This window comes from Sporosarcina sp. P32b, from assembly GCF_002743335.1.
Taxonomy (GTDB): domain Bacteria; phylum Bacillota; class Bacilli; order Bacillales_A; family Planococcaceae; genus Sporosarcina.
Genome location: NZ_PDZB01000012.1, coordinates 20,187 through 34,263, shown reverse-complemented (window position 1 = coordinate 34,263; position 14,077 = coordinate 20,187). Strand labels below are relative to the sequence as shown.

The 14,077-nt window shown below is 43.8% G+C and carries 16 protein-coding genes; 9 read left to right on the top strand and 7 right to left on the bottom strand.

Annotated elements, in window-relative coordinates:
- Positions 1 to 58 precede the first annotated feature (58 nt).
- Positions 59 to 337, top strand: a complete 279-nt coding sequence (locus CSV64_RS09760; RefSeq protein WP_099634260.1) for a hypothetical protein — start codon at positions 59 to 61, stop codon at positions 335 to 337.
- A gap of 37 nt (positions 338 to 374) precedes the next feature.
- On the opposite strand, the gene CSV64_RS09755 is transcribed toward CSV64_RS09760, so the two are convergent.
- Positions 375 to 1,082, bottom strand: a complete 708-nt coding sequence (locus CSV64_RS09755; protein ID WP_099634259.1) for a hypothetical protein — start codon at positions 1,080 to 1,082, stop codon at positions 375 to 377.
- Between the two features lie 107 nt (positions 1,083 to 1,189).
- Here CSV64_RS09755 and CSV64_RS09750 point away from each other — a divergent pair, with 107 nt between their 5' ends.
- The 4 genes from CSV64_RS09750 to CSV64_RS09735 all read left to right on the top strand — a co-directional run bounded on the left by CSV64_RS09750 (position 1,190) and on the right by CSV64_RS09735 (position 5,040).
- Complete coding sequence (locus CSV64_RS09750) at positions 1,190 to 2,008, top strand: ABC transporter permease (RefSeq protein ID WP_099634258.1); 819 nt, start codon at positions 1,190 to 1,192, stop codon at positions 2,006 to 2,008.
- Between the two features lie 5 nt (positions 2,009 to 2,013).
- Entirely contained in the window at positions 2,014 to 2,793 is a 780-nt protein-coding gene (locus tag CSV64_RS09745) for an ABC transporter ATP-binding protein (RefSeq protein ID WP_099634257.1), read from the top strand.
- Positions 2,794 to 2,867: 74 nt separating this feature from the next.
- Positions 2,868 to 3,896: an ABC transporter substrate-binding protein gene (locus tag CSV64_RS09740; RefSeq protein ID WP_199168492.1), complete on the top strand. Its 1,029-nt coding sequence runs from the start codon at positions 2,868 to 2,870 to the stop codon at positions 3,894 to 3,896.
- Between the two features lie 250 nt (positions 3,897 to 4,146).
- Complete coding sequence (locus tag CSV64_RS09735; RefSeq protein ID WP_099634256.1) at positions 4,147 to 5,040, top strand: DMT family transporter; 894 nt, start codon at positions 4,147 to 4,149, stop codon at positions 5,038 to 5,040.
- A 49-nt stretch (positions 5,041 to 5,089) separates the two neighbouring features.
- Here CSV64_RS09735 and CSV64_RS09730 read toward each other — a convergent pair whose 3' ends face one another.
- The 4 genes from CSV64_RS09730 to hutG form a co-directional block, all read right to left on the bottom strand.
- Positions 5,090 to 6,043: a DMT family transporter gene (locus CSV64_RS09730; protein WP_099634255.1), complete on the bottom strand. Its 954-nt coding sequence runs from the start codon at positions 6,041 to 6,043 to the stop codon at positions 5,090 to 5,092.
- Between the two features lie 4 nt (positions 6,044 to 6,047).
- The gene (pepT, locus tag CSV64_RS09725; RefSeq protein WP_099634254.1) at positions 6,048 to 7,274 is read right to left on the bottom strand and encodes a peptidase T; all 1,227 of its coding nucleotides are present in this window, start codon (positions 7,272 to 7,274) and stop codon (positions 6,048 to 6,050) included.
- Between the two features lie 629 nt (positions 7,275 to 7,903).
- A complete protein-coding gene (gltS, locus tag CSV64_RS09720; RefSeq protein WP_099634253.1) occupies positions 7,904 to 9,094 on the bottom strand; it encodes a sodium/glutamate symporter in 1,191 nt (396 codons plus the stop codon).
- A complete protein-coding gene (hutG, locus tag CSV64_RS09715) occupies positions 9,091 to 10,050 on the bottom strand; it encodes a formimidoylglutamase (protein ID WP_099634252.1) in 960 nt (319 codons plus the stop codon). The genes gltS and hutG overlap by 4 nt, the downstream gene beginning before the upstream one ends.
- Positions 10,051 to 10,163: 113 nt before the next feature.
- Here hutG and CSV64_RS09710 point away from each other — a divergent pair, with 113 nt between their 5' ends.
- Positions 10,164 to 11,081 (top strand): LysR family transcriptional regulator, encoded by a 918-nt coding sequence (locus tag CSV64_RS09710; protein ID WP_099634251.1) that lies wholly within the window; start codon positions 10,164 to 10,166, stop codon positions 11,079 to 11,081.
- Positions 11,078 to 11,965: a DMT family transporter gene (locus CSV64_RS09705; protein ID WP_099634250.1), complete on the top strand. Its 888-nt coding sequence runs from the start codon at positions 11,078 to 11,080 to the stop codon at positions 11,963 to 11,965. Before CSV64_RS09710 ends, CSV64_RS09705 begins: the two co-directional genes overlap by 4 nt.
- Here CSV64_RS09705 and CSV64_RS09700 read toward each other — a convergent pair.
- Both CSV64_RS09700 and CSV64_RS09695 read right to left on the bottom strand, forming a co-directional pair.
- Entirely contained in the window at positions 11,948 to 12,604 is a 657-nt protein-coding gene (locus CSV64_RS09700) for a substrate-binding domain-containing protein (protein ID WP_158233025.1), read from the bottom strand. The genes CSV64_RS09705 and CSV64_RS09700 overlap by 18 nt on opposite strands.
- Before the next feature lie 107 nt (positions 12,605 to 12,711).
- Complete coding sequence (locus CSV64_RS09695) at positions 12,712 to 12,933, bottom strand: DUF2187 family protein (RefSeq protein WP_099631988.1); 222 nt, start codon at positions 12,931 to 12,933, stop codon at positions 12,712 to 12,714.
- 287 nt (positions 12,934 to 13,220) lie between these two features.
- Here CSV64_RS09695 and CSV64_RS09690 point away from each other — a divergent pair, with 287 nt between their 5' ends.
- Both CSV64_RS09690 and CSV64_RS09685 read left to right on the top strand, forming a co-directional pair.
- Positions 13,221 to 13,484, top strand: a complete 264-nt coding sequence (locus CSV64_RS09690; RefSeq protein ID WP_085427859.1) for a metal-sensitive transcriptional regulator — start codon at positions 13,221 to 13,223, stop codon at positions 13,482 to 13,484.
- A gap of 91 nt (positions 13,485 to 13,575) precedes the next feature.
- Entirely contained in the window at positions 13,576 to 14,055 is a 480-nt protein-coding gene (locus CSV64_RS09685; RefSeq protein ID WP_099634248.1) for a DsrE/DsrF/DrsH-like family protein, read from the top strand.
- The last annotated feature ends 22 nt before the right edge of the window (positions 14,056 to 14,077 follow it).

Genomic DNA, 14,077 nt, shown 5'->3' with positions numbered 1-14,077 from the left:
TTTGTGGATAAATAAAGCAAAACTGCACATCCTAACAAAAACGAAAGGGTGTTAGCGGATGCTGACGGAATTTCCAGTTATTCATACCAATGTGTGGGATGCGATGTGGGGTGTTCCAGTTGTTTTGGTTGTGGTACTGATGGCCAAGTGGTTTTTTAAAGTGCCGCTAAGTTGGCTTTCTACAGTAGCCACGGTAGTTGCGCTCGCTATATCTATATTCATCAGTCATCCAAAGAATTTGTCTGCAGGAATATTCATGGGTTTTTTTTATAGTGGTGCGGCAATGGGCATTATCTATTCGACGAAACAATCCTATCATGCTTACCGAAAACGTTGAAAACAGGCCTTCGCGTATTGAGCGAAAGCCTGTTTTTTCACGGTAATGGACAAAAGCCGCAACGCATCAACCCGGGTACATCTTTAGAGAAACAGCAGGTTTTGCGAACTGTCGTATTCAATAAGGCGGATGGTTCGGCACCGTTTAAATAGCTTGCGAAACGTGAGTGATCCGCGATACCCGTCCATGTGGTGTCGTTTTTTAGTGTCTCCAAATCTTCTCTTGCTTCCATTTCCGATCCTGGATCAGACAATAATACATGATATTGCCAGAGCCAGAAGCCGAAGATATTCTCCCATAAGGTAAGTGGAGATATGGGCACCACGCTACGCAATGATGTAATCACTGCATGTGCATCATCCAGCACTCGACGAATATGCGCTTGTCGGTTTTCGTCATCGGTTATTTCCCAATCTGCGCTATCGACAAAAATGCTAATCGTCTTATTACCGAATTCTTCCCGGGCACCGAACCGTAAATTTTCTGCCAATCCGTTCCACATTTCATCGTATGCAGCTAAATTATAAAGCTGCATGGCGAAAAACATACCGAGTCGGCGTACAAAGAACGAAGTAGCGACGACTTCATTCGGACTTTGGCTGACGGTCTGGGCGACTTGGACGATACTCTGTACTTTTGAGGAATCTAGTACGTCCGCTAGCGTGAATACGGGATGTGCTGGCTGTTCCAAGTAGACACTGTAACTATTCAATTCTCTGATTTGGTCTGATGTAAGTGTAGTCATAGCTTCAGTATAATCAAACTACTTTGTGGAAACAACCCGAACGTGATACCTGCCCAACCAGTTTACTAGGCCTTTACATACAATAGGCAGTGAAGAGGTGGTGAAGAGTGGAGACTCAAGAATTGGCTCGCAATGAATCATTTGAGGTGGAGCAAAGGGAATGGAAGTTGCGGCAACGCAAAGAACGCGGCAAGCAGTTGTTGACGATTGTGTCACCGTTATTCCTGCTGGTGCTATGGGAAGTGATGTCGAGAACGGGTATCTTGGATATTCGCTTTTTCCCGCCGCCCAGTACGATTGTGCAAACCTTTTATGACATGGTTGTGAGCGGCGTGATGGCGAAACATGTTGGTGTCTCATTATATCGGATTTTCATTGGATTTTTGGCAGGCGTTATACCTGGGATCATTGTCGGTTTATTGATGGGATTATATTCTCCAATCCGGCATTTCGTTCAACCGATTGTCATGGCTCTTATGCCGATTCCGACGTTGGCATTATTGCCAATCATCATTATTTTATTTGGAATTGGAGATTTGTCAAAGGTCGTGACGATTGCCGGGAGTGTGTTTTTCCCAGTTGTCATTAATACGGCGGCGGGTGTATTGAATATTGATAAAATTTATTTGGATGTTGCCAATAACTATCAAACGAGCCAATGGAATTTCTTCTTTAAAATTGCGCTTCCTGGAGCACTTCCTGTCATGCTCGAAGGAATCCAGATGGGGCAGGCAATTGCGCTATTGACGATCGTGGCAGCAGAAATGATGGGAGCAACTTCTGGGATTGGTTATTTGATATGGACGTCCTATAAAGCTTTCTTATTGCCCGAAATGTATGTGGGATTAATACTCATCTCCTTTTTCGGTTATTTATTCTCGCTTATTCTGCGCGCGCTTCAAAATAAATTATTGCCATGGAGGTGAATGAAATGGAGGGGAAGCCAAAGATTACAGTAGATGGGTTAATGAAAGCTTTTTATAAGAAACAGGGCAGTGTCATCGCGCTTGAAGATATTTCCCTAACGGTAGATGAAGGAGAATTCGTTTGTATCGTTGGTCCGAGTGGATGCGGTAAGACGACGCTGTTACGTATTCTGGCTGGACTGGAACAGCCGAGTGTCGGAAGTTTTACGATTGCAACAGAAACGAACGACCGGCCGTTGCAATCGATGGTATTCCAGGAACGCGGTGTTATTCCGTGGCTGACGGTACGTGAAAATGTAGCCTTTGGGTTAAAAATGCGAAACTTACCAAAAGCCTTCATTACTGAACGAACGGACTTTTACTTGAAGAAGACGGGGTTGGAACGCTTTGCTTCGCTCTACCCAAAGGAATTGTCTGGCGGAATGAAGCAGCGCGTGAGTATTGCGAGGGCTTTTGCGAATGATCCTGAGATTTTATTGATGGATGAACCGTTCGGTGCACTCGATGAACAAAATCGCTTTATATTACAGGAAGAGTTATTAAGTATTTGGGCAGAGACAAAGAAAACCGTGTTGTTCATTACACATAGTATCGATGAAGCATTATTGCTCAGTGATCGGATTCTGTTGATGGGAGCCCAACCCGGGAAGATCATTGAAGAAATCATTATCGATATGCCGAGGCCGAGGAAGATGGAGGATGTGCGGAAAGATCCAGAAATGGCCGCAAAATTCATTGATATATGGCGTCACTTGCAAGAGGAAGTACTAAAATCAAGGGAATAAGTGATAAAAGGAGAGATGATGTGGGGAAGTGGATAAAGAAGGCGGGATTGTTCAGCCTATTATCGATCGTATTGATGATGGGGGCATGTTCTCCGAAAGAAGTAGTGAAACCCGTAACAAATGATGGCAAGCCGGCATCAGGTGATTTGGCACCACTTGAAAAGCAGGCGAAAGTATTCATAGCGGAAGATGGAGCTGCTTCTGGAGCAGGTTTCTATATTGCGAAAGAAAAGGGCTATTTTGATGACTATAATATACGTGTAGATTTTGCGGACTTTGCAAACAGCGATGATATGTTGCCTGCACTAGCCGCTGGCGAAGTAGATATCGCAGGTGGCGTTTCGACCGCATCATTCTTTAACGCGATCGCTCAGGGAATTGACGTACGAATCATCGCGGATAAAGGCCATAATATGCCCGGCAAGTCCTATTTCAGTTTTGTTATCGGTAATCATATGGTTGATGAAATCAAGGAGTACAGCGACTTTAAAGGAAAGAAAATTGCGGTATCGTCCCGTAACTCCATTGATGGGTATATCTATGAAGAGATGCTGAAGCATGCAGGCTTGACGGAAGAGGATGTAGAATATGTGCATATCGCGGACTTCGGTGCGATGCTTGGAGCGATTGATTCAGGAACAATTGATGCTGCGTTGAATATTGAACCGCTTATCGCGCAGGGTGTCAATAAAGGTTTTCACGTACGTTTCGGAGACGCCACTGATTACGCGCCTGAATCGCAGATCGCTATGGTGTTGGCTTCACCGCAATTCATGGCGAATGAAGAATTATCGTTACGCTTTATGGCTGCCTATCTAAAAGGGGTGCGTGACTATAACGACGCGTTCTTTAAAGATCAAGGTAAAGATGAGATTATAGACATCATGGTGAAACACACGGCGCTAAAAGATCCTGAGTTATGGGAAAGAGTGTTCGTGACGGGACTCGATCCGAACGGCAAGATGTTTATTGATGATATTAAAAAACAGTATGAGATGTACAAAGCGAACGGGGCGATACGTGGTGAAATCGACTTCGATAAGTCTGTTGATCCGTCACTTGTCGAGCGTGCGATTAAAGAGATTGGGTTATACGAAGATTGATAGTTGGTGGAGCTGTCCGAGAAGTCATGATGTTTGTGACTTCTAGTGATGGCTTCTTTTTTGATGTAGCAAGACTGTTAGCGATTGGCGCTTTGGAAGGAACGTGTGCCCCTTAAAGTCTGAGTGAATACCATTTATCGATGTTCTTTGAATTAAGGATTGTATTTGGAGTTTGTAGGAATTCAGCTATAATCTGACAGAAAATCATGCTAAAATAATAGCACTGACTAGTGGAAGTATGGTGAAGGACATGAGGAAATACATAGGTGAGATTGGATTGACGATCACCGCTATCATCTGGGGGAGCGGCTTTGTGATGAGCGCGCTCGCTTTAGAATATTACACACCGTATCAAATTTTAGCTGTACGTTTTACAATAGGGGCGCTGTTACTTAGTATCGTCTTTCATAAACGTCTACTTCGAATAGATCAGTCGATTTTATGGAAAGGCGCACTGCTTGGCGTTTTGCTGTATGCGGCATTTGCATTGCAGACCGTAGGCTTACAGTTTACAACGCCTTCAAAAAATGCGTTTTTAACCGGTGTCAATGTAGTGATAGTTCCGTTTATCGCGTGGATTTTATATAAGCGGAAGCTGGATACATTTGAATTGTTTGGAGCAGTATTGGCACTGATTGGAGTGGCGGTTTTATCGTTGCAGTGGTCAACCACTATTAACATAGGCGATTTACTGACGCTTGGTTGTGCTGTGATGTTCGCATTTCATATTTTCTACACGGCACGATTTGTCCGCACGGAAGATGCTATTTTGCTAACGCTATTGCAAATGGTTGTCGCCGCCGTGATTAGTTGCGTAACCGTCATCGGAATGGGCGAGATGTCATTTTCCTTGGAACCACAGGGTATAAGTTCGGTGCTGTACTTAGCTGTATTTTCTACGACTCTGGCATTCTTGATGCAAACAGTTGGGCAGAAACACTTATCGGAGACGAAAGCAGCCATTATATTATCAACAGAATCAGTTTGGGGCATGATTTTCTCTGTAGCCCTTGCCTATGAAATATTGACGTTCCGCATGTTCCTGGGTGCACTCATTATCTTTATTGCGATTTTATTGTCGGAAGTCAGACCACAACTATTGAAAAAACGCATTCCACCACAAATAAAAGAACGTGAAGTTTGAAAAAGGGTTGTCCGACAAGTCAGTAACTGACTCATCGGACAACCCTTTTCTACACGTTCTTTGCGGCCAATGAAGTTTGATAACTATGCAACGACATGCCTCCGATAATTACTAGCACGCCGACTAATGATAGTGCGCCCGGCAATGGCAAGCTAAGCAATAGCATCTCACCAAGCATGGCGAAAATTAATTCGACGGACTGTGTAGCTTCGACAGCTGCCAATTTGCCTTGATCATGTTGCACCATATCCGTCGCCATGAAGAATAGTGAAGTGGCGATCACGCCTGAACTGACTGAGACAATTAATGACTGCACGACCTGACTTAGAGAAGGCAAGCCGACAGTTATCACTGCATAGCCCGCTAGTAGTAACCAAATCGGTATCGTCATCAGTGTCATCGCCAGTACACGCTGGAACATATCGAGCCGTCCACCGACTAGATTCATCATTTTTCGATTGCCGAGCGGGTAGGAGAACGCAGCAATGACTAGCGGCAAGGTACCAAGAAGTATCGTTTTCGTCGAGACGCTCCCTGCATGTGGAATCTGGATCAGCACAACACCGACTAAGATGATCAATGAAATGACCAATGATACCGCAGGAATGCGGTGACGGATTGTGCGCATTTCACCAGTTTCTGTCGTAGTTTGAAATGTAAAGAAGGGTGCTAGCAACACACCCGCAACGATGGTCATTTGCCATGTTCCCGCAACGAGCCACCCCGGACTATATCCGGCTGAAAACGTCAGCGGACCATAAAACAGCACGAATGCTACGAAACTCCAGATGAAAAAGAGCCAAGGCGCTGCAGTCATCTCTCGTTTTACGCCAGATAAGCCCCCACGCATGGCTACGATGACCACTAGGAATGGCACCATGAAGAAATAACGCAATGATGCACTCCACATCCAACTACCACCATCGAGTTCCATGGACCGATTCAGCACAAATGTCACCGCGAAAAAGAGGGCGGATAATATGCCAATTCCAATTGCCCTCATACACTTAACCTCGCTGTTCTTGAAGTTTTAGCGCTTCAATAATGACTTGTGTAGCTTTCACCATATTGTCCGCTGAGATAAATTCGTATTTACCGTGGTAATTTTCACCGCCTGTGAAGATGTTTGGCGTTGGCATTCCCATATAGGAAAGTTGTGAACCATCCGTCCCGCCACGAATCGGTGCGATTTTTGGTTCAATATCGAGACTACGATAGACATCCGCCATTACGTCGACGATTTCCATAACAGGGGTAATCTTCTCGCCCATATTGAAGTATTGATCCGTTACTGTCAACTCTATCGTATGTTCACCATACTTCTCTTTTAAATGCGTAGCAGTGTCATGTAAGAGTTGTTTGCGTGATTCAAAAGAACTCTTGTCAAAGTCACGAATAATATATTGATAGGTAGTTTTTTCTACGGAACCGTTCGCTTCCATCAAATGAATAAAGCCTTCATAGTTCTCTGTTTCTTGCGGGATATCATGTTCCGGCATAGCTTGATGAAATTCTGCCGCAATCAATAGGGAGTTGACCATTTTGTCTTTTGCAGTTCCTGGATGCACATTCGTTCCGTTGAACGTGACTACCGCGCCTGCAGCATTGAAGCTTTCATACTGAAGTTCTCCAAGCGGTCCACCATCCATTGTATAAGCGAAATCTGCGCCAAATCGTTCTACGTCAAATTTATGGGGGCCACGTCCGATTTCCTCGTCAGGTGTGAAGCCGACACGCACTTTGCCATGTTTGATTTCGGGATGTTCAACTAAATAATGCATAGCTGTCATAATTTCCGCGATACCGGCTTTATCATCAGCACCAAGTAAAGTCGTACCGTCCGTCGTAATTAACGTGTGGCCGAGGTAGTTGTTAAGCTCAGGAAATGCTTGTACGCTCATAAGGGTTGTTTCATTCAATGAAATATCTTTACCGTTATAGTTGTCGATGCGCTGAGGGTTGACGTTTGTACCTGTGTAATCAGTCGCGGTGTCGACGTGCGCTAGGAAGCCCACTGTTGGCAGTTGTTTGTCAGTGTTAGCTGGTAGGGTGCCGAATAGGTAGCCGTTTTCGTCCACCGAGATTTCCTCAAGACCGATGTCGGTCATTTCTTTTTCAAGCACCCGCAGCAGATCCCATTGTTTTGCGGTGGACGGTGTCGTGTCCGAAGCAGCGTCGGATTGAGTGTCAATTTTAGCGTAGCGGATGAGTCGTTCGATCAGTTCTTCTTTCATGTAGCAGGCTCCTCTCAAGAGACGAATTAATGTTTTCATTTTAACAGAGGTGTGTGAATATTTCGCTTAAAACGAATGAAAAAAGAACCGAGAGCGTCGGTTCTTGGAAATGGTGTAAGGTTAATTGGTGTTGGGGTTGGGATTGGTGCTACGGAGGGGACGCTTTCCTGAGGGCTCGCGATGAGCCAACCAGGTCGCGAGCTCCCTTTGGTTGTCTCATCTGTCGAGCTGATCCCCTAGGAGTCGCCCCTCCTACGCACCAATCCCTTGCATAGCAAGTGGTTGACACTTATTGTTGTGCATTAAAACTAGCCTTGTAATTAGTTTTGATCTAGAACTTGATCAGTCCTTGAACTTAAATAAGTTGGAACACAACAATAATTCACACACTACCTACAATGAGCGATATAAGTACCCCCACTCGTTAGGTAGGATTGAAGCGGAAGCTGGGGCGACTCCGGGAGGATCAGCGTGCGCCTTGAGACCCCGCAGGAGCGCACTTTGCGATGAGGAGGCTCAAGCCACGCCCTCCGGAAAGCGTCCCCAGCTGGAGCTTCAATCCCTTCGCACTCACAAGTAATATCTTAAGTGTAGAAAACGTTAGATTTAGATTTTGCTTTCATTTACGCTCAAGCAAATATATTAATCGTAGTGATGATGATCGGCATCGAGACGACGTCTATGAGGAAGGCGCCTACGATAGGCACGATCAAGAAGGCTTTGCGTGACGGGCCATAGCGTCCTGTAACAGCTGCCATGTTGGCCATCGCATTTGGCGTCGCACCCAAACTGTGGCCTGCGAAACCAGCGATCATAACCGCTGCGTCGTAATCCTTACCGAGTAAACGGAACAGGATGAAGATCGCAAACAACGCGACGAAGATCACTTGTACAAAGACGATTAGTAACAATGGAAGTGCCAAATCTGCAACTTCCCACAGCTTGATGCTCATTAACGCCATCGATAAGAAAATACCGAGTGATACGTCGCCGATCAAATTGATGCTTGTCATATGAACTGCATCTTCTTTCACACGGTCCACAATGTTTCGTACGATCACTGCAACGAACATCGCTCCTACGTATCCTGGCATGACGAAACCAGTTGCGCTAGAGAATAAATCTCCAATCAATGTACCGCCTGCGATACAAAGAGTAATCAATAACGTCTGTGTTAGGAAGTTATCTGTGTTGATTGGTTTTTCTAATGATTCCACGGAATATGCTTTTTCATGCTCGACTTCCGTAGATTTTAAATCATATTTATTGATCAAGTATTTAACGATTGGACCACCGATTAGACCGCCTGCTACGAGTCCAAAAGTAGCTGCTGCAATACCGATAGATAATGCAGAATCAATCCCTAGACTTTCTAACGTTTCCCCGTAAGCAGTTGCACCACCGTGCCCGCCCTCCATGGAGACAGCACCAGCCATCATACCGATCAACGGATGCAAACCGAATATGTAGGACATGGAGACACCTATGGCATTTTGAGCTAGTGCTAAGAAGCCACAAGCTGCCCAGTAGATCATCAATAATTTTCCGCCTAGACGGATCAGACGAAAACTAGCGCCAAGACCGACTGTTGTGAAAAACGTCAACATAAATAAATTTTGCAATGATGTGTCCAATGTAAAACTTAGTAAATTGAAGTACTTTAAAATAGTCGCTAAAAACGCGAATAGTAAACCGCCAACAACAGGGGCAGGTATACAGAATTTCTGGAGAAAGCCGACTTTACGGACTAACATCGTACCCAGTGTTAGGAGAGCTAACGCTAAAAACAGCGTAGAGATTTGATTTAGCTCAATTGTCATATGATTCGACCTCCCAGCAATGCAAAGATTGCTTCATTTGTAAGATAGGCCCCCAGCTTAACCGTTTGATTATGATGATCAAGTGACGGATTTATTTCGGAAATGTCGAATGAAAGGGTTTTCTTATGTGATGCAACAGTCTGAATGAAAGAGCGTACTATCAACGGATCCAATCCGAAGGGAGAAGGCGCACTTACACCTGGTGCATACGCAGAGTTCAGGACATCCGAGCACAATGTTAACAAAATAGCATCCTGTTTATCAATGAATAACTGTATTTTTTGTAATGTATCGTCTAAAGGACTTGTCGAAATTTCTTGTTCTGTGACATATGTCACGCCTTTTGCATCGGCTTCTGCAAATAATGCGTCCGTGTTGCCAAATTCTTGAATACCTAGCACGAGGTAGTCAACATGCGGATCGGCGTCGAGCATCTGCTTAAACATCGTGCCTGAAGAAGGTTGTTCATCGTAGCCACGCAAATCGAAGTGCGCATCAATATTTATGACACCGAGTTTTGCGTCAGGGCCAAGGAAATCTCGAACTCCTGTATAATGACCGTAAGCGGTTTCATGTCCGCCGCCTAAAATAACGGGCTTCGTATGATGGAGAAGGCTCTTTTGAACGACTGTGCCTAATTCAGCTTGCGCTTGTTCTAGCTGACCTTGCTCACATACGACAGTACCTACATCAACTAGTTGACGATCAGCAGGCAAACGCCAAGGTAGTTTCGCTAGTTCGTTACGTAAGGCATTCGGTCCTTCTGCAGCACCGAGTCTGCCGTTATTTCGACGTACACCTTCTTCTGAAGAAAATCCGATGAGGGTACAAGTTTTATTGGTAGCGCTTTCTTTTAATTCGGAAAATTGGATGATTTGATGCATTCGGAATGCAGCTCTGTCAGTCTCGCTATCAGTACGACCTGACCAGTATTTTTCATTTGATGGAATTAACAATATACTTCACCCTTTCCAACGTGATATTCTAACTATACTGGTTTGTACTTATTAATTCTAATACATGTTTTTCATATATTCATGCATGCAGGCTATAAGTGGAGGTGAGATGAATGGAATTTAAGCAATTGCAGTATTTTGTCATGGTGGTGCAACAATCCAGCTTTTCTGAAGCGGCTAAAAAACTTCACCTTTCGCAGCCTTCGCTCAGCAAAGCGATCAAGAACTTGGAGGTAGAAGTCGGATTTCAGTTACTCGAACGAACGACTAAACGTGTCCAACTCACGGAATCGGGTAGCGTAATTTATGAGCGTGCACTACATATTCTCCATGAGGCGGATATTTTACAGCAAGAGATTAAAGAAGTGAAGTGGACAGGCAGTGGAAGTGTGCAGATCGGGATGATTGAATCGGTGAAAAATTGGCTTCCTTCTATATTACTTGCCTATCGCCAGGAGTTTCCATCGATGCATGTGAAGTTAATAGAAGTATTAGGCCGTGGGGATGTTGAGCGAGCGCTCCGTCAGTACGCTGTCCATGTCTGTTTAACCAATCAATTTATAGAAGCTTCGGATATTGTCTCAATACCTTTGTACCAAGAGCAATTAGCAGTTGTCATGCATCCTGAACATCGCCTGGCGGGCAAGGATTCCATTACGCTAGCCGACTTAGAAGATGAGGCATTCATTGTCACTAGTGTTGGGTTGCAAACGAGACAAGATATTTTTGCTGCGTTTGCCGAAGAAGGCGTGCGAATGAATATATGTTACGAAGTAGAGCGTTTTGAAACGATTGTAGAACTTGTACGGGAGAATATTGGAATTTCGATTATTCCACAAAAGTATTTTGCGCACGGGCCTGATCCGACCATTGTCATTAAAACAACCAATTCAAAGACGTTAGCCCGTACAGTGTATCTAACTTATTTGGAAAAGCGTTATATGCCACCAGCTATTGAGGTGTTGATCGATAGTATGCAAATGCGGCGTGCCCTCTCTGTAAAGTCGAAAGAGGAAGGGGAAACTGAATGAATAAATTTTTATTCGGCATATTAGTCGTTATTACGACCGCTTTAATGGGCTCGTCATTTGCTATTGGGAAAATTGGATTGGAATATTCTTCACCGCTGTTGCTAGTGGCAATGCGGTTTACGATTGCAGGCGTCATCATGGCAGTGGTAGTAAAGATATTAAAAAAGCCACATCCGAAAACATTTGGAGAGTGGAAGTTGCTTGTGCTGATTGGTTCATTGCAGACAGCTGCCGTCATGGGATGTATATTTATGGCACTTCGTACGATCACGTCAGGTGAAACATCTATTTTAACATTTACAAATCCGTTGCTTGTCGTTGTCATCGGGACGCTAGTATTGAAAATTCATTACCGCTTGCAACAATGGGTTGGCGTTATTTGTGGTTTGTTTGGGGTATTCATTACAATGGGCGGTCATTTAAACTGGAAGATTGGTACGGTGTTAGGGGTTTTATCTGCAGTAGCATGGGCTTGTGCGACATTGCTCGTCAAAGTACATGGCCATCGTTTTGATACGTGGGTGATGACTGCATATCAAATGCTATTTGGTGGATTGATCTTATTTATAGCGAGTTTTGTACTCGAAGAACCGTTTTTCATAGCGAATCCATTGTCATTGGCGATTTTAGGATGGCTTGCGATTGCCGCATCCATTGTACAGTTTTCTATTTGGTTTTATTTATTGCAGACAGGAAATCCCGAGAGAACGAGCGCGTTTTTGTTTTTGGCACCATTCTTCGGGACATTGTCGGGATGGGTTCTGTTGGATGAGAAGTTATCCATGTCATTGATTTTAGGAGGCATGCTCATCAGTCTAGGAATATTCCTTGTGAACTGGCGTAGCAAACGAGAGTTTAGAAGAGGGCTAGTTGACTTGCCATAGACGGCAATAGGCTTTGAGTTCGCTGAGGAATGCTTGTACTTCATTCGTCTTAGAGCGGGTTCCTGTATAAAAAGCACGTTTGATTGGCGCAACTCTATAATCGAGTATGGTTAGATCACCTTTTGCGAGTTCCTGTTTGCAACTGTGGCGCGACATAATAGCGATGCCTAGCCCACTAAGAACGGCTTGTTTGATACTTTCCGGCGAGCTCATAATAGTAGGCTGTACTTGTACTCCATACTGTTTAAGCGATTGATCAATTAATAGACGGCTAGGATCTTCCGTATCAGGTAAAATCCAATGTGTATTTTGCAAATCTAGGATGGACGAGCTTCTCTTACGTGCAAGTGGATGCGTAGAAGAAGCAAGAAGTACTAGTTCGTCTTGCATAAATGCTTCAGACGATGGTAGGTTGTCAAGTTCACTGCAACCAACGTCCACCTTATGGTTTTTTAGTAATCGCGCAATGTCAGAAGAAGGGGCAGTTGTTAGTTCGAGTCGCATGTCGGGATACTTCGCGTGTAGCCGAGTGAGTACGTCGGGTAAAATAGCTTGCGAAATAACTGGCGAAGCGCCAATACGTAAAGTCCCTTTTAGTGAGGTTGTTTGCGTTAAATCTATATTTGTATGATTAATCAAATCAATCATCTCCAATATACGTTTTTTTAGTGAATGACCTGCGGCTGTGACTGGTTTTTATGTGAAAAAATAGCCTTGCATTAATCTGCAAGGCATCGAACAAACAATTATTGAACTGTGTAATTTTTGTGTGCAACGACAGTCATGTTGGAAGCTGCTCCAATATTTTCTGCGTCTTCTTCAGAAATCTTCACAATGACGGAGTTTTCGAGAATCTTGTGTATAGTTCCGGAAACTTCATGTTCATTACGGTTGAAAGATATGACTTCGTCTACATACCGTGATGCTACAAAATCAGAAACTGGACGATCTTTTCGTGGGAATGCCAATCGAATCAACTCCTTCAGTAGTATGGAATTTAGTCTGTCGTAATTTGTCATTAAAATCAGACGGAAAGTGCGTACAATAGCTTACTAGAACTAGTATAACACATTTCGGGAAATTATTCATCATACTAGAATTATGTCGAATGAGCAAGTTTTGCCAGGAAACATTTCTGGAAGTTGACTGGTCCTATTGTCAAAGATAGAATCGTACTGACGACATACAAATCAATTGGTTGACATTATACCTCAGGGGGTATAATATAAAGCTAACAGTAAGGAGGTTGAGCGATATGGAATACGATGATAAAGTCAAAAATCGATTAAAACGTCTCGAGGGTCAAATCAAAGGTGTCTTGCGTATGATGGAAGAGGGCAAGGACTGTAAAGAAGTGATCACGCAATTATCGGCCAGTCGTTCTGCTATTGACCGTACAATTGGTGTAATCGTGAGCTCCAATTTGATTGCCTGTATTGAAAACTTAGATGAAGCAGATGAGCGTACACATGAATCCATCATTAGTGAAGCGGTAGATCTTCTAGTAAAGAGTCGATGAGCAACATCACTTGACTCTTTTTTTTATAACATATAATATACCCCCATAGGTATTCGGTGAAAGGATTTTTCAAATAGAAAGGGTCGAGAACATGACAGAGCAAAAGAAAACAACGATTGTATTATTTAGTGGAGATTATGATAAGGCGATGGCGGCTTATATTATCGCGAACGGTGCAGCAGCGTATGATCATGAAGTAACAATTTTTCATACATTCTGGGGATTGAATGCATTGCGCAAAGACGAACCGATTAAAAGTAATAAGAGCTTTATTGAAAAGGCATTCGGGAAAATGATGCCGCGTGGGGCAGATAAAATGGGGTTATCCCAAATGAACTTTGCAGGAATGGGTCCTAAGATGATCAAGCAAGTAATGAAAAAGCATAACGCGATGACATTACCACAATTGATTGATATGGCAATAGAGCAGGACGTGCGATTAATTGCCTGTACGATGACAATGGATTTGCTAGGACTGAATGAAGGTGAGCTTCTACAAGAAGTCGAGTATGGCGGTGTAGCGGCTTACTTAGGTGAGGCGCAAGACGGTCAAGTGAACTTGTTTATTTAATTTTTTTATATAAATAAATACC

Excerpts from the sequence above, each read along its gene's own strand:
- CSV64_RS09710 (WP_099634251.1), top strand. The coding sequence starts at position 10,164 with ATGGAATTTAAGCAATTGCAGTATTTTGTCATGGTGGTGCAACAATCC.
- CSV64_RS09705 (WP_099634250.1), top strand. The coding sequence starts at position 11,078 with ATGAATAAATTTTTATTCGGCATATTAGTCGTTATTACGACCGCTTTA.
- CSV64_RS09760 (WP_099634260.1), top strand. The coding sequence starts at position 59 with ATGCTGACGGAATTTCCAGTTATTCATACCAATGTGTGGGATGCGATG.
- CSV64_RS09690 (WP_085427859.1), top strand. The coding sequence starts at position 13,221 with ATGGAATACGATGATAAAGTCAAAAATCGATTAAAACGTCTCGAGGGT.
- CSV64_RS09735 (WP_099634256.1), top strand. The coding sequence starts at position 4,147 with ATGAGGAAATACATAGGTGAGATTGGATTGACGATCACCGCTATCATC.
- pepT (WP_099634254.1), bottom strand. The coding sequence starts at position 7,274 with ATGAAAGAAGAACTGATCGAACGACTCATCCGCTACGCTAAAATTGAC.
- CSV64_RS09730 (WP_099634255.1), bottom strand. The coding sequence starts at position 6,043 with ATGAGGGCAATTGGAATTGGCATATTATCCGCCCTCTTTTTCGCGGTG.
- CSV64_RS09685 (WP_099634248.1), top strand. The coding sequence starts at position 13,576 with ATGACAGAGCAAAAGAAAACAACGATTGTATTATTTAGTGGAGATTAT.
- gltS (WP_099634253.1), bottom strand. The coding sequence starts at position 9,094 with ATGACAATTGAGCTAAATCAAATCTCTACGCTGTTTTTAGCGTTAGCT.
- CSV64_RS09740 (WP_199168492.1), top strand. The coding sequence starts at position 2,868 with ATGATGGGGGCATGTTCTCCGAAAGAAGTAGTGAAACCCGTAACAAAT.
- CSV64_RS09755 (WP_099634259.1), bottom strand. The coding sequence starts at position 1,082 with ATGACTACACTTACATCAGACCAAATCAGAGAATTGAATAGTTACAGT.
- CSV64_RS09745 (WP_099634257.1), top strand. The coding sequence starts at position 2,014 with ATGGAGGGGAAGCCAAAGATTACAGTAGATGGGTTAATGAAAGCTTTT.